Genomic DNA, 19,988 nt, shown 5'->3' on the forward strand with positions numbered 1-19,988 from the left:
AAACCGGAAACCGGAAACCGGAAACCGGAAACCGGAAACCGGAAACCGGAAACCGATCCGCATTCGCACTCCGCACCCGGCGTATTCGGAATATCCCGGGCGACGCTCTTCCGGGACGGCGTGCTCATCCCCTCCGCGCTGGTCCTCTCGCACGAGGAGCAGCGCGACCGCGTCCGGCGGACATGCCCCGAGGCCCTGCCCGCGGCCGTCGTCGCCGGGGACCCGACCTTCGACCGCATCCTGGCCGGGCGCCGCTGGCGCGATGACTACCGCCGCGCGCTCGATGCCGACGACGGGCGCCGCCTCGTCCTGCTGACCTCGACCTGGGGGCCGTCCTCCCTGCTGGGGCGCCGCCCCGAGCTGATCCGGCGGGTCCTGCGGGAGCTCCCCCGCGACGAGTACCGGGTGGTCCTGGTCGCGCACCCGAACGCCTGGTACGGGCACGGCATGTGGCAGATGCGCGCCTGGCTGGCGTCCTGCGAGCGGTCGGGCCTGGCCGTGCTCCCGCCGCGCGCCGGCTGGCAGGCCGCCCTGGCCGCCGCCGACCACGTCATCGGGGACCACGGTTCGGTCACCTTCTACGGCGCCGCCCTGGGCACGCACACCATGCTCGGGACGTTCCCGCACGACGAAGTGGACCCCGGTTCCCCCGTCGGCGCGTTCGGCCGAAGCGCGCGCGTGCTCGACGACGCCGCGCCGCTCGAACACCAGCTCCTCGACGACGCGGCCGCCCACGGCCCGGACCGCTTCGCGTCGCAGACGAGTCAGCTCACTTCGCTGCCAGGCAGGTCCGGCACGGCGCTGCGCGCGCTGTTCTACGGGTTCATGAACCTCGACGAGCCCGAGGTCCCGGCGCGGGTGACGCCTCCGGAACCGCCGGAGCCCCTGGCGCTCGACTGGCCCCGGGGCGCACGTGTCGGCCCCCTGCTGGTGGAGGCCGAGGGTGATACCTCCGAGGTACGCGTACGCCGGTTCCCGGCGGAGATGCACCGAGCGGCGGGCGGTGGGCCCGCCCGGAGCCATCTTCTGGTCGACTCCTCCGAGCCGGACGAGGTATGGCGGGACAGCGCCGACATCCTGGTCCGGCGCGAGCCGACGCCGGGGGCGCGCGCCTGGGCGGAGGGGACACTCGCCACGGGGGCCGGCCTGCGCATCGCGGCGGCCGTCGGGCCCGACGGCGCGGTGGTCGCCGCGCTCGTTCCCGGCAGCCCTCGAACGGCGGCGCAGGACCGGCCGCTGACCGTGCGGGTGCGCCTCCAGGACGCGACGGCGGACATCCCGGCCGAGGCGGGCCTCGCAGCGCTGTGGCGCGCCGATGCGGACGGGCGCGACCTGTGGCGGCCGATGGCGGTCAAGCTGCACCTGGGAGAGCGGACGGCAACGGTGCGGATCGACCCGGCCGCCTGAGCGCCCGCGATGATCAACGTGGAGCTTGCGGCAGGGCCTTGATGCGCTCATCGGTGCGGAGGAAGTCGACCCCGCGTCCCATCTGCTCGTACATCCGCCGGGCCTCGACCAGTTCCCGCAGTGCTTCGGGCCGACGGCCCTGCGCGACGCGCAGCTCCGCGCGCTGGGCGACCACGTCGGCGACGCGCCGCCGCGAACCGCTCTCGTCGAACGCCTCCAGCGCCTCGGCCAGGCGGGCCTCCGCGGCGCCGTACTCCCCCTCGGCGGCGTCCAGGTCGGCCAGGGACATCAGGATGCGCCCCTCGTTGTACAGATCACGGTCGGCCAGCGCGCGCACCTCGGCCCAGGCCGCCTCCAGCTCCCCTCTGGACGCGTGCGCCTCGCCCGCCCTATGCAGGTGGCGGGCCAGCTTCTGGCGCTCGACCAGAACGGCGCGCATGTCGCCGCTCTTGTGGGCGAGTGCGAGCGACCGCTCCTGCTCCTCTCTGGCCCCGGCCGTATCCCCCCGCGCCGCGAGCACCTCCGCCAGCATCTCCGAAGCGGTGGACATCAACAGGGCCTTGTCCTCTGGGGCGCCCCCGGCACCGGCATCGCCCGACGCCTCTTCCACCGCTTGACGCGCCTGCCCTTCGGCCTCGTCGAGCCTGTCGCGGTCGAGATCGCTCATCTCCAGCAGGGCGCGGACGAGCTGCGACCGCACCTTGGCCACCAGCAGCGGCGGGGCGAGCCTGGGCCCGGCGTCCCACCGCGCCTTCTCCAACACCGGCTCGTGCGTGGAGATGATGTCGTGGAACAGGGAGTCCTTGAAGTACAGGGCCCACAGCACCTGGCAGAGCCTCAGCCCCTGGTGCGATCCCGGCCCGTCCTCCTCTGCGGCCAGGTACACCGCCTGTTCCAGGGCGAGCCGCTCCTCCCCGAGCCAGCGCTTCGCTTCCGCGACCCGGGTGAACGACCGGGGTTCCCTGCGCTCCTCCGCGATCAGGCGCCGTCCCGGCATCAGCATCAGGTGGGCGTCCAAGGCCAGCGAGTGGCATGCGGCGCAGTACCGCTTGACGAGCAGGTCGCGCCCTTGGTCACGGTCGAACCCCGCCCAGCGCGCTTCGGCGATCTCGCGCAGGTCGGTGTGGAGGCGGAACCGCGGGCCGTCCTCACCGGCTTCGGACTCGACCAGCCCGAGGTCCACCAGCGACCGCAGCCGGGTGTCGGCGTCCTCCCGGTCGAGTGCCAGTGCCAGCACCCTGTGCCCCACAGGCCGTCCGACCAGGGCCAGCAACCCGACGAGCATCCTGTCGGTCGGTTCCAGCGCCTCGTAGGCGGCATCCACGGATCCCAACGTGTCCTCCTCGCCGGTGGCGGCCGCGCGCCGGTGTTCGAGAGCGGCCCTGCGGACGCCGCGCATCGTGCGGCCGTGCCTGGCGAGCGGTTCCCGGAGCCCTTCCGGGGAGGCGTCCGGAAGGCCGAGGGCGGCCAGCTCCATCCCCAGCAGGGTCAACGCGGCCTTCTCGCTCAGGGGGCCGACCTGCACGGGGTGGACCTCCAACGTGCCGAACTCGGGGTGGCGCAGGGTGTCTCCCCCGGCGCCGCCGACGACCACGACGATGCTCCCGCGCGCCCCCGGCAGCAGTCGCTCGACGTCGCGCGCGCTGCGCGGGTTCTCCACGATCAGGGCGGTGGGCCCCTGGTCGCGTGTGACGGCCCGGAAGAGGGACGACGGGTCGGTGCCGAGCATCTCGTCCGGCACGCCCATGTCCCGCAGCAGCTCTTGGAGGGCTCTGCGGACCGGCAGGTACCCCAGGTTCACGGTCCGGGCGACGCGCCGGTGTTCCGAGGCGGCCCGCGCCAGCCAGTCTCCGCACATCAGGCGCGCGGTGGCGGTCAGGCCGCTCCCCGATTCGCCGTACACACGGAAGACCGACACCGGTGACGCCTGGGGGCGCCACCCCTGCCACAGCTCCAGCGCGCACCGCTCGGCGTCGGGGTGCCAGCCCAGGAACGGCGGGGCGGCGAGCGCTGTGTCCCCTTCGGGCCGGTACACGGCACGGCGGCCCCGGTCCTCGACCACCTTCAGGTGGAACCCCCCGTAGACGGTGCCCGCCTGGACGACGTTCCCCGTCACGCCGACCGCGTTGTTCCACGCGCCTACGGGGAGCGCTCCGGCGCGGTCGGGGCTGCTGTCGTCGATCGGGGTCATCCAAGCCTTCCTGGGGGTCGCGGCGGCCCGTCCGATGCCGGGAAACCCTATCCTCTCGGCCTTCCCGCGCCCTGCCGCGCCGCACCGCAGTGTCCCCGAGTGTCCCCATCCGGCCGTCCCCCCGGCCCCGCCCCGGCGGCGCGCGGGCGGAACGTCCCGTGCCCGGTGCGGACACCGGACCGCCGCCCCCGTCTCCCCGACCCGTGCGCCTCCGGCCGCCGCGTGGCACGATGGGCCCCGTCACTGGTCTAGACCGATGAGGAGCCTCCGTGCCTGCACTCCCCCTGGTCCCCCTCCCCGCCGAGACCCTGCCCGGCGGCGCTGCGGGCCGTGGCGCCGACGGCCTGGAGCTGGACGCCTCCACCCGCATCGACGCCGACCCCGAGGCCGCCGGGACCGAGGCGTGGCTCCGCGCCGAGCTGGGCGCCGCCACGGGCCTGCCGCTGCCGCCCGGGCGCGGCGAGGACGCGCGGCTGCGGCTCACCGTCGACCCCGACGCCGGGCTGGGCCCCGAGGGCTACCGCCTCATCGCCGACGACGAGGGCGCCGTCGTCGTGGGCCACGACCCGGCCGGGGTGTTCTACGGCGCGCAGACCCTGCGCCAGCTCCTGCCGTCGGCCGCCTACCGCCGCTCGGCCCTGGGCGGGCGGGTCTGGCGGCTGCCGTCGGTGCGCATCACCGACCGCCCCCGCTTCGGCTGGCGCGGCTGCATGCTGGACGTGGCCCGGCACTTCATGCCCAAGCACGGGGTACTGCGCTTCATCGACCTGATGGCCATGCACAAGCTGAACGTGCTGCACCTGCACCTGACCGACGACCAGGGCTGGCGGGTGGAGATCCGGCGCTACCCCCGGCTCACCGAGGTGGGCGCGTGGCGCGCGGAGAGCCAGGTCGGCGCGGGCACCCCCAAGACCTTCGACGGGCGCCCGCACGGCGGCTTCTACACCCGGGAGGACATCCGCGAGATCGTCGCCTACGCCGCCGCCCGCCACATCACCGTGGTGCCCGAGGTGGACGTTCCCGGCCACTCCCAGGCCGCCATCGCCGCCTACCCCGAGCTGGGCGAGGGCGGACAGGTCGGGGTGGGCCGGGAGTGGGGGATCATCGAGACGGTCCTCAACACCACCGACGAAACGATCGCGTTCTACCGCGGCGTCTTCGACGAGATCATGGAGCTGTTCCCCAGCCCCTACATCTGCGTGGGCGGGGACGAGTGCCCCAAAGGGCAGTGGCGCGCCAGCGAGACGGCGCAGGCCCGCATCGCCGAGGAGGGCCTCGGGGACGAGGACGCCCTGCAGAGCTGGTTCATCCGCCGGTTCGACGCCTACTTCGCGTCCAAGGGACGCCGCCTGCTCGGCTGGGACGAGATCCTGGAGGGCGGCCTGGCCGAGGGGGCGACGGTGCTGTCCTGGCGCGGGACCAAGGGCGGCATCGCCGCGGCCCAGGCCGGACACGACGTGATCATGTGCCCCACCGCCACCTCCTACCTGGACTACCGCCAGTCGGACGGGCCGGACGAGCCGATCCCGGTGGGCACCCTGCTGACGGTGGCCGACGTCTACGGCTCCGAGCCGGTCCCGCCGGAGCTGGCCGAGCAGGGCGCCGAGCACGTCCTCGGGGCGCAGGTCAACATCTGGACCGAGCACATGGACTCGCCCAGGACCGTGGACTTCATGGCCTTCCCCCGCCTGTCGGCCTTCGCCGAGGTGGCGTGGTCCTCGCACGAGCGGTCTTTCGAGGAGTTCCTCCCGCGCCTGGAGGCGCACCTGGAGCGCCTGGACGCCGTCGGCGTCGAGTACAGGCCGCTGGACGGCCCGCACCCGTGGCAGCGCCGCCCGGGGGTGGAGGGCCGCCCCTGACGCGCACGGCGGCCCGGCCCCGTGCGGGGGCCGGGCCGCGTCGGCCGGTCGCTCCTGCGCCGGCCCCTCCTACGGTGGCGGTCCCGTGTCAGGCCGCCGCTTCGGCCTCCTCGGCGGCCTCGGAGCGCTCGTGTTCGCGGATCACCTGGCGGGCGATGTCCGGGTAGTCGGTGATGAGCCCGTCGACGCCCTTGTCCAGGGCCGTGCGCATGTCGTCGGCGTCGTTGACCGTGTAGGTCACCACGGCCATCCCCTCGTCGTGCACCGCGTCCACGTAGTCGGCGGTCAGGGTCTTGTGGCTCGGGTTGATCTGGTCGGCCCAGCGCGCGTAGTCGTCGATCTCGCCCTCGGGGACCTGGCCGAGCAGCCCGTGCGGGACGGTCGGCAGCAGGTCGTGCGAGCGCTCCACCGACGCCCAGTCGAAGCTCTGGATGACGAGGCGGTGCTTGCCGCGCTTGCCGACCGGCACCAGCCAGGCGGGGTTGCGGGCCAGGGTCTCGGAGATGTCGGCCTCGATGCCGGGGTAGAGGACCGGCGCCTTGACCTCCAGGAGCAGGTTCAGACCGTGCTTGCGCAGCCGGTCCAGGGCCTCCTGGAAGGTCGGCACCTTCTCCCCCTCGAAGGCGGGGTCGAACCAGGAGCCCGCGTCCAGGCTGCGGATCTCCTGGAGGGTGAAGTCGGCGACGTCGTAGGAGCCGCGCCCCGGGAAGACGTCCTCGGCGTCCGTGGTGCGCTCCAGCGTGGTGTCGTGGAAGACGACCAGCTCGCCGTCCTTGGTGCGCTGCACGTCGATCTCGACGGTCGTGGCGCCGCGGACCTTGGCGGCGTCGATCGCGGCGAGGGTGTTCTCGGGCGCGTACCCCGAGGCGCCCCGGTGGGCGACGTCGAGGACCGACAGCGCCGCGGAGCCGCTCGCGGGGCCGAGCGGGGAGTAACGGAGTCCGGTGTCGTCTGCTGCCACGGCGGAACCCCCGCCCACCAAGGCGAGAGCCAGGGTGGCCGCGGTGAACCCGAGCCGTCGGATCATGACACTCCTTCTCATCGAGACCGGTTCTCACCGACCGTTCAAGACTCGACTCGGACGGTTACCGCCGGGTGACCTCGAAGCGAGGCGCCCGTGCCGCCCCTGGGAACACCCCGGCGGGGGCGGAGCGAAATCTCGACACGATGCACTCCTTGTGACCGATTCACTACGTCGTGTGCGACTTTTGATGGTGATGACAGTTTGCACCACGCAACGTGTCATTCCTACAACGCTAGGTAGTCAAACGAGAGGTCGAAACATGCGCAAGCACCACAAGCGGTGGACAGCGCTGGCAGGGACGACCGCCGTCTGTCTGGCCGGGTTCGGCCTGCTGGGCGGCGCGTCGGCCGCCGCGGACGACGACGAGGGCCTGCGCTGGCCGGTCATCCAGCAGCGCGCCTCGACCTACGCCATCGACGGTTTCGAGATCGGATACCTGCCGGCGGAGCTGGAGCGGTACGGGATCAGCGCCGAGTCGGCCACGGGCAAGAAGGGCGAGCGGGCCTCGCACATCGCGTGGGTGCAGGGGCCGGACGCCACCTACGGCAAGGTCGCGATCCTGAGGGACCCGGACCTGACCTCGCTCGACGTGCTGCGGAGCCAGCGCTACGACCACCTCGAGGACGCGTCCCTGGAGCGGGTGGAGGCCGAGTCCGAGAGGCAGGAGGCCTACGTCTCCGAGTCCACGGGCGACTACTTCTTCCTCCAGGAGGAGGGCGTCGCGGTCGCGGCCTACCTGCAGCCCGACAAGTGGGACGCCGAGGAGCTGGCCAAGTTCGCCACCTCGGTCCGCCCGCAGGCCGCCGAGGTGGAGGAGGCCGCGGACCAGTCCGAGGACGACCCGCCGTCGGACGAGGGGGCCGAGGAGCCCGCGGCCGAAGACCCCGCCGAGGAGTCCCCGGCAGGCGGGGCCCCGGCGGAAGAGGCCCCGGAGGAGCCCGCGGCCGAAGACCCCGCGGCCGAAGACCCCGCCGCCGAGGAGCCGGGGGCAGAGGAGGCGCCCGCCGCTGAAGAGCCGGCGGCCGAAGCCCCCGCGGCGGAGGACCCGGAGGCAGAGGCTCCGGTAGAGGAGGCCCCGGCGGAGGAGGAGCCTGCCGCCGAAGACCCCGCCGCCGGGGGCGAGGCCACCGAGGGCGAGAGCACTGAGGGCGCTGAGACCGCCGAGGCCGCACCGGATGCCGAGGACGCGGCGGCCGACACCGGCGCCGAGGACGCGGCCGGCTCCGAGGGGGCCGCGGACGGCACCACCGAGCAGAACGCCGAGTCGGACGCCGAGGGCACCGAGACGGACGCCGGTGAGGCGGCCGCCGGAGGGGACGAGGGCGCCGAGGCCGCGACCGACGGGGAGACCGTGGGCATCCGCCTTCCCGAAGGGGCGACCGCCGCCGACGTGCGGACCTGCCTGGCCGAGGAGATCACCGGCGGGGAGCTGGACAAGGAGATGCGGGAGACCGCCCGGGACGCGGAGAAGTTCACCGGGTTCTGGGGCAAGACGGCCATCGCCGACCGCAGGACCGCGGTGGACGCCTGCATCGAGCGGCTGAAGGCCGACGAGTGGTGGTACGAGGAAGGCGCCGAGAAGGGCGATGAGGAGGTCGGCGCGCGCTACGCGGGCGCATGGCGCGAGGCGCCGTGGACCCTGCCCGCCCAGCGCATGGGCGACTGAGCAGGTGGTGCGCTCGGCCGTGAGCACGACCGACGAGCACCGGGGGCGCCGCCGTGCGAGCACGGCGGCGCCTTGGCGTCCCCCTCTGCGATGATCTCGGCAAAGGTGCTGTCATTCCGGCGATTCAGGCAGCGCTTTCGCCGAGATCATCGCGGGGAGGAGGCGTCACTCCTGGGACGCCGGGGCCACGGTCCCCTCGGCCTCGCCCAGACTGATGAAGCCGCCTCCCAGACCGGGCGCGGTGGCGGTCACCGACACGCGGTCGCCGTCCTCCAGGAAGGCGCGTTCCGAACCGTCCGCAAGCACCAGCGGATGCTCCCCTCCGTCGCCCAGCTCCAAAAGGCTCCCGCGCTCCTCGCGGGCCGGGCCCGCGCCCGACACCGTCCCCGTCGACACCAGGTCGCCGGTCTCCAGCGCCGTCCCGTCGGCCGTCAGCTGCGCCACGAGCTGATCCGGCGTCCAGTACGCCCCGCACAGCCGCGGCCGGGCCACCGTCTGGCCGTTCACCCGCAGCTCGAACCCCATTGCCAGTGCCCAGTCGGCGATGCTGCGCAGGTGGGGCAGCGGCGGCCTGCGGTCACGGGCCGGGATACGGGCCGCCCCTAGGGCGTCCAGCGGCACCACCCACGGCGAGACCGACGTGGCGACCGCCCGGCCCGGCAGCGGCCCCCGCGCGTCGTCCTCGGCGGGCAGGTCGCGGGCGGACCACGCGGCGATCAGCACGGCGCCGAACACGTGCTCGGCGAACTCGCCCACCGGGACCCGGCTGCCCGGCGTGCTCGGCGCGCCCACCACGAACGCCAGCTCGGCACCGACGTCCAGGCGCCTGCTCGGACCGAGGTCGCCTTCGGCGAGCGAAGGCGCGCTCCCGGAAGGCTCCGTGTTCCCAGAGGGCTCCGCGCTCCCGGTGGATCCCGTGCTCCCGATGAGTCCCGTGTTCCCAGTGGATCCGCCTGCACCGGCGGCCCCGGCCCCGGGCTCGGACGGAGGCCGAGCACCGGCCGCGGTGCGGGGGGCGCCCTCCCATCCGCCGTTCAACGCCGCCCCTGGGACGGCTCCGTTCCCCTCCCGGCGCGCCGCCCGCCGTCCCCTCGGGCGCGGCACCGGGCCGCCCGGATCGGTCACCGACGCGGGCCGTCCCCCGCCGCCCAGCGGGCGGTCCTCCCAGGGCCCCGGAAGGACCTCCTCCCCGGGCGCCAGGATCCGCGCCGCGTTGCTCGCGTACTCCAGCGAGCACAGGTACCCCGTGTGCGCGTGCGGCGCGACCGGGGCCGCCATCTCCACCCGCTCCAGCGGGATCAGGTGCGGTTCGGCCTGGGCCCGCCCCGCCTCGTCGGCCAGCATCCCTGCGATGCGCGCGCGCACCGCGCGCCAGGCGATCGGCCCCCTCGCCATGAACGGCACCAGCGACGGCCGGGCGAACTCGGGCTCCCTCAGCAGCGGCGCCAGGTCGAGCACCATGCCGCCGATGCGCGCCCCCACCCGGGCCGGTCCGCCCCCGCCTTCGCGGAAGACCCCGTAGGGCAGGTTGTCCGCGCCGTATCCGGCCTCGTCCGCGCCGGACACCCACGTCGTCCTCGTCCCGGTCGTCCGCTCCGTGTCCGCGGTCACGCGACCCCCTCCCCCACCGTTCCCAGCAGTCCCAAGCGCTCGACGTCGCGCGGCGGCTCGCCGGTGCTGCGCGCGCCCACCCCGGTGAACACCCGGCGCGTGCGCAGCGCGGTCCTCCAGCCCACCGCCGCGAACCGGGCCGCGATCAGTTCCTCATCGGTGGTGCGCAGCACCTCGCGCACCTCTCCGGCGCCCGCGCCCTCCACCGCCGCAGCCGTCGCCAGCAGCACGTTGAGGTAGCCGTGGCGGGCGGGGAGCCCTCCGACCGCCGGGGCCGACACCGCCCGGTGCTGCCCGGCCGCGACGCGGAAGGGCACGTCCCAGAACACGCACTCGCCGATGGTGTCGGCCAGTTCGGTGACGCCGGGCGGCGGGCAGGCGCGCGTTCCGTGGCAGCGGATGCGCACCCCGAGCGGGCGGGCGCCGCTCAACGCCGCGACCGACTCCACCCGGCGGGAGCCGCGCGGCATCTCGAAGTAGACGGTCCGGAGCCGGAAGGCGCCACCGACCCTGGCGAGGAGCGCCGCCCGGCGCACCTCCTCCGGCAGCGCCCAGGCCTCCACGTGCACCACCCGCACGCCCGGGAACCCGGTGACGTCCGCGGGCACGGCCCCTCCGTCGGTGCCCAGCACCACCCCCACGTCCAAGGGGGCCTCGGGGGCCTCCGGGCGCCCGCGCGGGGGCGGCGGGGAGCCGTGGCCCGTCTCTGAACCGGCACCGGGCCCGTGCCCGAACCCCGGCACCATCTCCGGCTCCGCTTCCAGTTCGCGGTCGACCTCGCCCTGCACCGCTCCGTCCAGGGCGGCCTCCGCTGCGGCGCCGCGGCGCGCGCGCCGGGCCAGGTCGGGCAGCAGCCCGGAGGGGCACAGCAGCCTGCGGCTGAGCAGGGGGTGCGCGAGGATGCGGTCGGTGCGGTTGCGCTGCAGTGCCTGGAAGAGCGACAGCGGCGCGGGCGGCAGCAGGCCCGCGTCGTCGACCAGCCCGTGCAGCAGGATCTCCCCTGCCGGGGCCGCGTGGCCGCTGCCCGGCATCAGCGGGCCCAGCTCCAGGCGTAGGCGGGGTCCTCCGAAGCGCGCCCCGCGGGTCCGATGTCCAGCGGCCGGAAGGTGTCGACCATGACGGCGGTCTCGGTCGTGGAGGGCGCCCCGAGCGCCGCCTCGACCGCACCGGGCTGGGGGCCGTGGGTGAACCCGGCCGGGTGCAGTGAGACCGACCCGATGCCGATGCCCGACCCCTTGCGCGCGGCGTAGTCCCCCGCGACGTAGTACATGAACTCGTCGGAGTCGACGTTGTGGTGGTTGTAGGGGATGGGCACCGCGTCCTCGTGGAAGTCCAGCGGGCGCGGGCAGAACGAGCACACCACGAAATTGGGCCCCTCGAACGTCTGGTGCACCGGCGGCGGCGCATGCGTCTTCTTCACGATCGGCTCGAAGTCCTCGATGTTGAAGGCGAAGGGGTACAGGTAGCCGTCCCACCCGACGACGTCGAAAGGGTGGTGGGCGAAGGTCATCCTGCTGAGCCCGGCGCGGGTGCGGACCAGGACGGGCGTGGCGGTCCGGGCCTCGGGCCCCTCGGCGGTGAACGGCTCGGTCGGCCCGCGCAGGTCCCGCTCGCAGTAGGGCGCGTGCTCCAGGAACTGCCCGAAGGAGGACAGGTAGCGGCGCGGCGGCCGGATATGTCCCGACGCCTCGATGACCAGGGCCTGCACGCGGCCGTGGGGGACCCAGCGGTGGATGGTCCCGGTGGGCACCGTGATGTAGTCCCCTTCGCGCCCTTCGATCACGCCGTAGGTCGACTCGAAGCGCGCGCTGCCCGACTGCAGGTACACCGTCTCGTCGCCCACCGAGTTCCGGTAGAGCCCGCTCTCCTCCTCCACCGCGGCGTAGGAGAGGTGCACGTCGCCGTTTCCTGCCAGCAGCTGCCGCCCGGTGACCAGGTCGCCCTTGACGGGCAGCTCGCCTGTGCGGAAGTGGCGCGGGGCAAGGGGAAGATTGGGCCGCGCCTCACTCAGCGCGCGCAAGTCCTCGGCGGGTTCGGAGTTCAGGATGGCCGTGGGCAGGTACCGGTGGTAGAGCAGCGAGGAGTCCGAGGAGAAGCCCTCCTCACCCATGAGCTCTTCGGCGTAGATGCCCCCGTCCGGTCGACGGAAGACGGTGTGCCGCTTGCGGGGAAGCTCTCCGACAGCCCTGTAGAAAGGCATCTCGCCGTCCTTTCCGGGGCACCCGCCCCCTGACGCCTCCTCGATCCCTGACCTTCACCTACCCCGCCGGGCCGGTGCCCGCGCACCGCAGGCGCGTTCGATCGCGGACCGGACCCGGTCCGGCGGGGTTCCCGGTGGCAGGACGGCGCACAGGTGGGCGTCGGGCCGCACGGCGAACAGGCTGCCCTTCGCGTGGCCGAGCGCTTCGGCGGCGTCCCCGTAGGCGTCGACGCGCTCCAGCGCGAGCGGGGCCACGTCTGCGGGGAGGCCGGCGCACGCGCGCGCGGCGTCGACCGCGTCGTCGTTCCTGTCGGCGACGATGGTGAAGCCGGGGCCGAGCAGCGACCGCAGGCGCACCCGTTCCCCTTCCGCGGCGCCGACGGGCGTGCACAGGGCGTCGGGGCAGATGTCGCCGGGGGCGGGGGCTTCAGGGCGGGTCTGCGGCGGTACAGGCCCACCGGGGGTGGTCAACGGCGAGTCGGCGTAGCGGAAGGGCTCGGCGAGCCTTCCCGAGTCGATGCGGTCACCGGCGCGGGGATCCTCCAGCGCGCGCTCCAGCACCTCGCGTCGGCGCCTCCGGTCCTCCTCGGTGTGCGGGACGAGGAACCGCATGGTGTCCCCGGTGACGCGCAGGTTCTCCCGGGCGGCCGCCCAGCGTTCGGAGTGGTAGGTCTCCAGGAGGGCGTCCGCCGCCGCGGGGTCGTGGACCCTGAGCGCGCACGCGATCTTCCAGGCGAGGTTCTCGGCGTCCTGCACCCCGCTGTTGAGCCCGCGCGCGCCGAAGGGGGCGTACAGGTGGGCGGCGTCCCCGGCGAGCAGGACGCGGCCCGTGCGCATTCGTTCGGCGCACCGCTCGTGAAAGCGGTAGACCGACGACCACACCAGCGTGTAGCCGCCATCACCGACGATCTTGCGGATGCGCTCGTCCAGTGCCCCGCTGCGGCGCTCGGCGTCCAGGTCGAACCCGTCGGGCACCTGCCAGTCGATGCGCCAGGTCGAGTCGGGGCACTGGTGCACGAGCACTTGGCGCCCGGGGTTCCACTCGGGGTCGAAGTGGAACCGCCGCTCATTGGGGAACGGCAGGTCGGCGCGGATGTCGCAGATGAGGAAGCGGTCGCCGAAGGAGTCGCCCGGGAAGGCCACGCCCGTCAGCGTGCGCACCGCGCTGCGCGGACCGTCGGCGCCGACGAGGTACTCGGCGCGCATCCGCACCGTCCCGCCGGGGGCCTCGGCCTCGACGACGGCCGGCCCGCCTCCGCCGCCCCGGGGTTCGTCGCCGTCTCCGCCCGGGGCCCCGTCCTGGACGATCCCCACGACGCGGTGTCCGAAGCGCAGGTCGATGTCGGGGTGGGCCGTGACGGCGGCGAGCAGTTCCTCCTCGACCCGCGCCTGGGAGATGTTGATCCACGGCGGCAGGAGGCCCTCGCCGCCCCCGGCGGGGAAAGTGACGGTGCGGACCTCATGGCCCTTGTAGTAGGTGCGGGCGGTCGTCCACGTCGTCCCCTCGGCGATGATCCTCTCGCCCACCCCTAGGCGGTCGAAGACGTCGAGCACGTCGCGCTGGAAGCAGATGGCCTTGGAGCCAGTGGAGCGGAAGTAGGCGGCGCCGCGCTCGTCCTCGGCCTCCAGGACCGTGCAGGCGACGCGCGCACGGGCGAGCGCCAGGGCCGCGGTCAGCCCGACCGGTCCCGCGCCGACCACGATCACGGGAGGATGCGCGCGCTCAGGGCGTCCGGGCGCCCCCGCGTCGTTCCCGTCACGGCTGCTCATGCGTCCGCCCTCCCGGGGTCGAACTCCGCGGCCACCGTCCGCCGCACCCGCACTGCAGGTGTGACGCGCACCACCAAAGATATCCCCTGGGAGGCGTTCATCCCTGGGCCCAGGCGTTGAACCCGCCGATACCCCGCTTTGACCCGCGACCGGCCGCCGTATCGGCGTTTTCCGCCGGTTTCGGCGCCATGGCGGTGATGCGGAGGTCGTTACGGCTCTTGCCAAATCGCCCCCGCGCTGCTTACCTTGACCGGGTAGCGAACGCCGCTTGGTGAGAGCCGTGTGTTCGATAGCCGAATAAGCCACGCGCAGGGCCGGTATCGCTGACTCCCCCTCCCTCAGTGACGCGCCCTGCTTCCCCTCCTGCGGAGTCCAGCCCTCCCCTCCCGGCTGGCCTCGGCGCCAGGAGATGAGAAGGGGCGGTGCCGGCGCGGCACCGCCCCTTCGCGTTCCCAGGGACGGCCCCGGGGCCCGCGCGGGACCCGGGGCCGGTCGGACGGGCTCAGTCCACCTGCACCCGGACGACGCCCGCCATCTTCGGCATGCGCACGTCGGTCACGCGCACGTCCAAGCCGGTGCGGGGGGCCTCCAGCATTTTTCCGTCGCCGAGGTAGATCGCCACGTGCGAGATGTAGTCGGGCGCCGTGGGGTCGGACCGCCAGAAGATGAGGTCGCCCCGGCGGGCGTCCTCCCACTCGACGTGCTCCCCGGCGTACCACTGGTCGTGGGTGACGCGCGGGATGGCGATGCCCTCCTCGGCGAAGGCCCACTGGAGCAGCCCCGAGCAGTCGAAGCCGCCCTCGGCCAGGGACTCGCCGCCCCACACGTAGGGCACGCCGACCATCGTCTCGGCGTTGGAGATGACGCGCTCCATGGTGTCCTCGGGGACGGCCTCCCCGCGCGCGCCCGACGGGCGCGGCTCGGGGTCCTCGGCCAGGAGCTGGAGCGAGGCGTCCTCTCCGAGGGCCTCCTCCAGGCGGTCCTTGAGCTCCCACAGGTCGGCGCCGGGGGCCGAAACGATGAGGCCGTTCCCTTCGGGGAAGCCGAGCTCGGAGGCGAGGCCGCGGGAGACGAGGGCGTCGATGCCGGCGACGCCCGAGGTGGCGTGGGTCCACACCTCGGCCGGCCGGTCGCCGTCGGCGCCCGCGATGTCGACCTCGCTGCCCACGTCCAGGCCGCGCTGTTTGCCCGCGTCGTCGGACAGGGCGATGCGCCCCTCGGCGATCCCCTGCCAGATCTCGTCGGACTCGGCGGAGGGGCGGGGGGCGAAGTTCCGGAAGCCGCCGGGGTCGACCCCGAGGACCGAGGTCTCCTCGCCCTCGACGTTCACCCGCGCCGCGTCGACGACCTCGACGGCCTCGACGCCGTCCAGGCCGCGCACCCGGCGCACCGCCTTGTCGGACAGCGGCTCGGGAAGGACGGCGAAGTACTCGCGGCTGCGGGGCTCGCCCAGGGGGGCGACCTTCGTGCCGTCCTTGAGCGCGGCGGCGTCGGCCACGGGCGGGGAGGCCTGTCCCCCGCCCGGCTCGGGCACGGCCGCGGGGTGCGGAGCGCCGACCGGGGGGCGGTCGGCGACGTTGGGCTCGGGTTCGGCCCAAGCGGGCGCCCCCAGCGCGGTGAAGGCCACCACGAAGGCGACGGTGGTTCCCGCGCACGTTCTCAGCCGGTCCCGCACGAATCGACCTCGCTTTCCCGCGCCTGACGGAGGGTGGGCGGACATCGCGTACAAGCATGGGCGGACGGCGCCCCGTTTTCAAGCCGTGCACGGGTGAACACAGGAGGAACCGAATCCCCGGCCTCTGGCCGAAACCGGCCGCCCGCCGCGGTGCGGCGGAGCGCCCGGGTCACCTCCAGTGGCCGGGGTACCGGGGGAGGTCTGAAGTTTCGCGGTGCCCGTGGGTGTGGAACCAGTGCGTGGCCGCCTCCAAGGCCGCGCACAGGGCCCGCGAGGAGTGCGGTCCCGCGCGGCTGGACAGGATGCTGACCGGCTGGCGCTCGGCGAAGCGGTGGCTGCGCAAGGGCGCCTCGGTCCCCCAGCAGCAGACCGTCCGGGACTTCGCCGCCTCCCGTGCCAAAGCCCTCAAGGACATCAAGGCCCGGCTGCCCGTGCACCGGCGCGCGGGCATGCCCCGGTTCAAAAAGCGCGACCGCGCCGACCCGACGCTGAACTACACCCGCCGCGGCTTCCGGCTGCGCGATGGCAGGTTGCACCTGGCCGGGGGCATCGCGGTCCGGGTGGTCTGGTCGCGCGCCCTGCCCGCCGATCCCACATCGGTCCGGATCTACCGCGACTGCCTGGGACACTGGTACGCCTCCTTCGTCGTGCCCGCGGCCGTGGAGCCGCTCCCGGCCACCGGCCGGACGCTCGGCGTCGACTGGGGCGTGAAAGAGGTCGCGACCACCACCAGCGACGACCACGACCTTGCCCACCCCCAGCACGGCGAGAGGGCGGCGGCGAAGCTGCACAAGCGCGTCGCGCGCGACCACGACCGGATCGCGGTGGAGGACTTCAAGCCCAGGTTCCTGGCGAAGTCGACCATGGCGCGCAAGGCGGTCGACGCCGCGATCAGCGCCACCAAGGCGGCGCTGGTCGAGATGGGCCGCAAGCACGCGCGGGACGTCCGTCTCGTGCATCCCGCGCATACCACGATGGACTGCGCTTCGTGCGGAGCGAGAACCAAGCACGCACTGCCGCTTTCCGAGAAGACCTATGCCCGCACCGCGTGCGGGGCCGTGTCCCCCAGGGACAAGAACTCCGCGCGTGTGATGCTGGTCCGGGCGGGTTGGACCCCGGACGGTGTCGAGGGCTTAAGACCGTCCGGGCCGCAGGCCCGGACGGCTGCCTGAGCCGTGAATCCCCGTACACGCCATGAAGGCGCCCCACCAGGGGCGACCGGCCGCAAGGCCGGGCGGGAATCCCTCGCCTTCAGACAGGGGAGCCTTCAAGTAGATCTTCCCTCCGAGGACCCTCGACCTTGTAGCCCTTGGGAACATCGATGTGCTCACTCGTGGGCCGGAGACCGGCCCCGGGCTGCTCAGAACACTCGCACAGTTCCATGGTCATGGGCATTCCCCTGTTCAAGTCAGAGCGGCCCGGATCTCAGCGGACGCGCATGCGCAAAGCTGACCTTCTTCGGCCGACTCGACCGATGCCCTGCGCGCGCATGCGCCCGAAGGCTGGCAATCCCTTGCGGCCCCGCCCTCGGCCTCTAGTTCGGCGGTCGCCTGCGCCTGGCGGGCGGCCGCCTCCTCCAAGAAGCCCGCAATCTCGTCGCTGTACTTCTCGAAGAACTCGCCCAGGCGGCGAATGAGGTCGGCGAACAGCTCAGCGCGCACGTGGAGAAGGGCGTCGCCGAGGGCCGCAAGCGCGGGAACAGCAAGCTCGCCACCGGGCCGGTTCAGGCGTTCTTCCGGGACGCGTTCATGTCGGTGGTCATCCCGATGATCGCCAAGAAGAAGGGGCACTCCTGGATCTTCGACCACCGCATCGACTTCGACGAGCCCGTCGCGTCCACGGCGGCGTGAGGAGAGAGGGGCGTGGTCGCCCCGCCGCACCGTCCTTCAGCCCTCCAGGACCACGTTCTCCAGGGGCTCGCCGTTGCCCCACCTGCGGAGCTGCTCGTCGATGAATCTGCGCGCGCGGGGATAGAAGGTGTCCGAGCCGCCCGCCACATGCGGCGTGACGAAAACGTTCGGCGCGGTCCACAGCGGGTGGTCCTGCGGGAGCGGTTCCGGGTCGGTGACGTCGAGCGCCGCCCGGATCCGTCCCTCTTGCTCAAGTAGGGCGGCGGTGTCGAGCACCGGCCCTCGGGCGACGTTGACCACCAGCGCACCGTCGCGCATCAGGCCCAGTTCCTTCTCCCCGATGAGGCCGCGCGTCTCCTCGCTCAGCGGGGTGAGCAGAACGACGACGTCGGCCTCCGGCAAGAGGGCGTGCAGGTCCTCGATCCCATGGACCCCCTGCCCGGGCCGGGCCGTGCGGGCGACCTTCACGATGTCGCACTCATTGGGCGCCAAGCGCGCTTCCAGCGCCCGACCGATGCTGCCATGGCCGACGATCAGGACCCGCGACCCGGCCAGAGAACGCGTGTAGTGCGGATTCCAGGTCTGCGCGCGCTGGTCCGCAGACCACCGGGGAAGGTCCCGCCGGTCGGCGAGGATGAGCGCGAGCGCGTGCTCGGCGGTGCTGGCGTCGTGCAGCCCGCGCGCGTTGCACAGCAGCACCCCGTCCGGAAGGTGCGGGACCGCGTTCTCGTACCCGGCGGTGAGGAGCTGGCACACGCGCATGCGGGGCATGCGGGGCAACAGGTCGACCCGCTGGCCGCGCCCGTAAGGCATCACGTAGAACACCACGTCCGACAGGTCCTCGGGCTCTCCCTGCCCGTCGAAGACGGCGCCGTCGAACCCCTCGGGGACGGCGGACAGGTTCTCTTCCCAGGGCACCAGGACCCGGTCGGGCATCTCTCCTCCTCGGGATGCGAAGCGGCGGGCGGAGCGGGCTGGGCCGGCTCCGCCCGAGGTGGGACGCTATCAGGGGCGTCTGGGACGTGGGCCTCCCGGTGCGCCGCGGCCCGAGCCGTGCGCGCGCCGGAGGAACCGGAGCCGTCAGGGCCGTCAGGGCCCCGGATCGCGGCCCTTTGGCCCCAGAGCGCCCCTCCGCTTCGTGACGTAGGGTGATCGCCATGCCGACGACCGATACCGCTCGCAACGTCCCCCGCCCCTCGCTCCCGGTCAATTCCTGGGCGATCCTGGGGCTGCTCTCCTTCGGGACGGAGCTCTCCGGCTACCAGCTCCGCCAGTGGGCGGAGAACATCCTCGGCTACTTCCACAGTGTCCCGGCGATGAGCCAGATCTACACGGAACTGCAGCGGCTGGAGCGCCACGGCTACGTACACCACCGCAGCGTCCCGGTCGCCGACGCCCCGGTGGGGACGCGCAGCGCCCGCGCCAAGCGCGGCTACGAGATCACCCCCGAGGGCCGGGAGGCGCTGGCGGCCTGGATCCGCGACGTCCCGGTCGAGTACCCCACCGCCCGCAACGGCGCGATGCTGCGGGTCTGGCTGGGCGCCTACGCCGACCCCGAGCGGCTCCGGGAGATCGTGTCAGAGCACCGCGACCGTTCCGAGGAGATGCGGGCCTCCGCCGAGGCGTCCAACCGCATCGCTGAACACGACTACGCCCGGCACCGTTTCGCGACCCTGGTGACCTCGTGGGCCGAGCGGCGCTACGCCGCGGAGCGCGACCTGGCCAAGGAGGTCCTCTCGGAGCTGGACGAGCTGCTCTACGCCCTTGGGGGCACGGACAACGGGCCCCCGGACGGCTCTGAGGACGACGACGGCGCGGCCGCCCCGGCATCGTCGCGGGCCGAGCAGCGCACCAACTCGTAACAGGCGATCGCCGCGGCCGCGGTGACGTTGAACGAGTCGACGTCGCGCCCGGCCATGGGGATGCGCACGCGCGCGTCGGCCTGGCCCAGCCAGCGGGACGAGAGCCCGTCGCCCTCAGTGCCCAGCAGCAGCGCGGCCGGCCGCCCCGCCTCGGCGGCCAGCGCGTCGCCGATCGGGACGGAGTCCTCCCCCGGTGTCAGGGCGAGGATGCGCAGGCCGCGCTCGCGCAGCTCCCCCAGTCCTTCGCGCCAGTCGTCCATACGGGCGTAAGGGAGGGTGAACACCGACCCCATGGAGACCTTGACCGACCGGCGGTACAGGGGGTCGGCGCACCTGGGCGACAGCAGGACCGCATCGACCCCGAGCCCGGCGGCGCTGCGGAAGATGGCGCCGACGTTGGTGTGGTCGACGATGTCCTCGAGGACGACGACGCTGCGCGCCCCTTCGAGGACGTCCCCCACAGCGGGCAGGGGGCTCCGGTGGAAGGACCCGAGGGCGCCGCGGTGCAGGTGGAATCCGACCAGCCCTCGGGCGACCTCTTCGGAGACGATGTAGACGGGCGCGTCGCCCCGGTCGAGCACATCGTCGAGCAGGTCGCCGAGGGCCTCGCGGCGGCGCTCGGTGAGCAGCAGCGACCGCGGCACGAAACCCGCCCGCAGCGCGCGGCGGATGACCTTGTCCCCTTCGGCCATGAAGAGCCCGTGCTCGGACTCCAGGCTCTTGCGCAGAGTGACGTCCCGCAGCCCGACATAGTCGGCCAGGCGGGGGTCGCGGGGGTCGGTGACCTCGATGGCGTCCATGGGCCACCATTCTCGCCGATCCCCGAACCGCTGATCCCGGGCGGCGCTCCCCTGCGGGTGCCGGGCGCACCGG

The 19,988-nt window shown here is 73.6% G+C and carries 16 protein-coding genes; 6 read left to right on the forward strand and 10 right to left on the reverse strand.

What is annotated here, in order from left to right; all coding sequences use genetic code 11:
- Positions 1-120 precede the first annotated feature (120 nt).
- Positions 121-1,407: a hypothetical protein gene (locus tag O4U47_RS22195; protein ID WP_270679865.1), complete on the forward strand. Its 1,287-nt coding sequence runs from the start codon at positions 121-123 to the stop codon at positions 1,405-1,407.
- Between the two features lie 13 nt (positions 1,408-1,420).
- Here the strand turns inward: O4U47_RS22195 and O4U47_RS22200 are convergent, their stop codons facing one another.
- Positions 1,421-3,598 (reverse strand): hypothetical protein, encoded by a 2,178-nt coding sequence (locus O4U47_RS22200; RefSeq protein ID WP_270679866.1) that lies wholly within the window; start codon positions 3,596-3,598, stop codon positions 1,421-1,423.
- Between the two features lie 269 nt (positions 3,599-3,867).
- Between O4U47_RS22200 and O4U47_RS22205 the strand changes: the two genes are divergently transcribed.
- Complete coding sequence (locus tag O4U47_RS22205; RefSeq protein WP_408639010.1) at positions 3,868-5,457, forward strand: beta-N-acetylhexosaminidase; 1,590 nt, start codon at positions 3,868-3,870, stop codon at positions 5,455-5,457.
- An 88-nt stretch (positions 5,458-5,545) separates the two neighbouring features.
- On the opposite strand, the gene O4U47_RS22210 is transcribed toward O4U47_RS22205, so the two are convergent.
- On the reverse strand, positions 5,546-6,484 hold the full coding sequence (locus O4U47_RS22210) for a glycerophosphodiester phosphodiesterase (RefSeq protein WP_270679867.1): 939 nt from the start codon (positions 6,482-6,484) through the stop codon (positions 5,546-5,548).
- A 256-nt stretch (positions 6,485-6,740) separates the two neighbouring features.
- Here O4U47_RS22210 and O4U47_RS22215 point away from each other — a divergent pair, with 256 nt between their 5' ends.
- Positions 6,741-8,147 (forward strand): hypothetical protein, encoded by a 1,407-nt coding sequence (locus O4U47_RS22215; RefSeq protein ID WP_270679868.1) that lies wholly within the window; start codon positions 6,741-6,743, stop codon positions 8,145-8,147.
- 165 nt (positions 8,148-8,312) lie between these two features.
- Here the strand turns inward: O4U47_RS22215 and O4U47_RS22220 are convergent, their stop codons facing one another.
- From O4U47_RS22220 to O4U47_RS22240, 5 genes are all read right to left on the reverse strand, one after another.
- Positions 8,313-9,758 (reverse strand): fumarylacetoacetate hydrolase family protein, encoded by a 1,446-nt coding sequence (locus O4U47_RS22220; protein WP_270679869.1) that lies wholly within the window; start codon positions 9,756-9,758, stop codon positions 8,313-8,315.
- Positions 9,755-10,789 (reverse strand): hypothetical protein, encoded by a 1,035-nt coding sequence (locus O4U47_RS22225; protein ID WP_270679870.1) that lies wholly within the window; start codon positions 10,787-10,789, stop codon positions 9,755-9,757. The genes O4U47_RS22220 and O4U47_RS22225 overlap by 4 nt, the downstream gene beginning before the upstream one ends.
- Positions 10,789-11,958 carry a homogentisate 1,2-dioxygenase gene (locus tag O4U47_RS22230; protein ID WP_270679871.1) on the reverse strand — a complete coding sequence of 390 codons (1,170 nt, stop codon included), beginning with the start codon at positions 11,956-11,958 and terminating at the stop codon, positions 10,789-10,791. The genes O4U47_RS22225 and O4U47_RS22230 overlap by 1 nt, the downstream gene beginning before the upstream one ends.
- A gap of 54 nt (positions 11,959-12,012) precedes the next feature.
- The gene (locus O4U47_RS22235; protein WP_270679872.1) at positions 12,013-13,728 is read right to left on the reverse strand and encodes an FAD-dependent monooxygenase; all 1,716 of its coding nucleotides are present in this window, start codon (positions 13,726-13,728) and stop codon (positions 12,013-12,015) included.
- A gap of 502 nt (positions 13,729-14,230) precedes the next feature.
- Positions 14,231-15,403, reverse strand: a complete 1,173-nt coding sequence (locus tag O4U47_RS22240; protein WP_270679873.1) for a C40 family peptidase — start codon at positions 15,401-15,403, stop codon at positions 14,231-14,233.
- Positions 15,404-15,642: 239 nt separating this feature from the next.
- Here O4U47_RS22240 and O4U47_RS22245 point away from each other — a divergent pair, with 239 nt between their 5' ends.
- Positions 15,643-16,575 (forward strand): RNA-guided endonuclease InsQ/TnpB family protein, encoded by a 933-nt coding sequence (locus O4U47_RS22245; RefSeq protein ID WP_270679874.1) that lies wholly within the window; start codon positions 15,643-15,645, stop codon positions 16,573-16,575.
- Positions 16,576-16,806: 231 nt separating this feature from the next.
- Here O4U47_RS22245 and O4U47_RS22250 read toward each other — a convergent pair whose 3' ends face one another.
- Positions 16,807-17,064 carry a hypothetical protein gene (locus tag O4U47_RS22250; protein WP_270679875.1) on the reverse strand — a complete coding sequence of 86 codons (258 nt, stop codon included), beginning with the start codon at positions 17,062-17,064 and terminating at the stop codon, positions 16,807-16,809.
- Between O4U47_RS22250 and O4U47_RS22255 the strand changes: the two genes are divergently transcribed.
- The gene (locus tag O4U47_RS22255; RefSeq protein ID WP_270679876.1) at positions 17,065-17,253 is read left to right on the forward strand and encodes a hypothetical protein; all 189 of its coding nucleotides are present in this window, start codon (positions 17,065-17,067) and stop codon (positions 17,251-17,253) included. It begins immediately after the preceding gene.
- A 36-nt stretch (positions 17,254-17,289) separates the two neighbouring features.
- On the opposite strand, the gene O4U47_RS22260 is transcribed toward O4U47_RS22255, so the two are convergent.
- Positions 17,290-18,189 (reverse strand): 2-hydroxyacid dehydrogenase, encoded by a 900-nt coding sequence (locus O4U47_RS22260; RefSeq protein WP_270679877.1) that lies wholly within the window; start codon positions 18,187-18,189, stop codon positions 17,290-17,292.
- Between the two features lie 221 nt (positions 18,190-18,410).
- On the opposite strand from O4U47_RS22260, the gene O4U47_RS22265 reads away from it, so the two are divergent.
- Entirely contained in the window at positions 18,411-19,115 is a 705-nt protein-coding gene (locus O4U47_RS22265; RefSeq protein WP_270679878.1) for a PadR family transcriptional regulator, read from the forward strand.
- On the opposite strand, the gene O4U47_RS22270 is transcribed toward O4U47_RS22265, so the two are convergent.
- Positions 19,010-19,915, reverse strand: coding sequence for a TrmH family RNA methyltransferase (locus O4U47_RS22270; RefSeq protein WP_270679879.1), 906 nt, complete (start codon positions 19,913-19,915; stop codon positions 19,010-19,012). The two genes, O4U47_RS22265 and O4U47_RS22270, sit on opposite strands and share 106 nt — an antisense overlap.
- Between the last annotated feature and the right edge of the window lie 73 nt (positions 19,916-19,988).

This window comes from Nocardiopsis suaedae (genome assembly GCF_027706745.1).
Lineage (GTDB): Bacteria > Actinomycetota > Actinomycetes > Streptosporangiales > Streptosporangiaceae > Nocardiopsis_A > Nocardiopsis_A suaedae.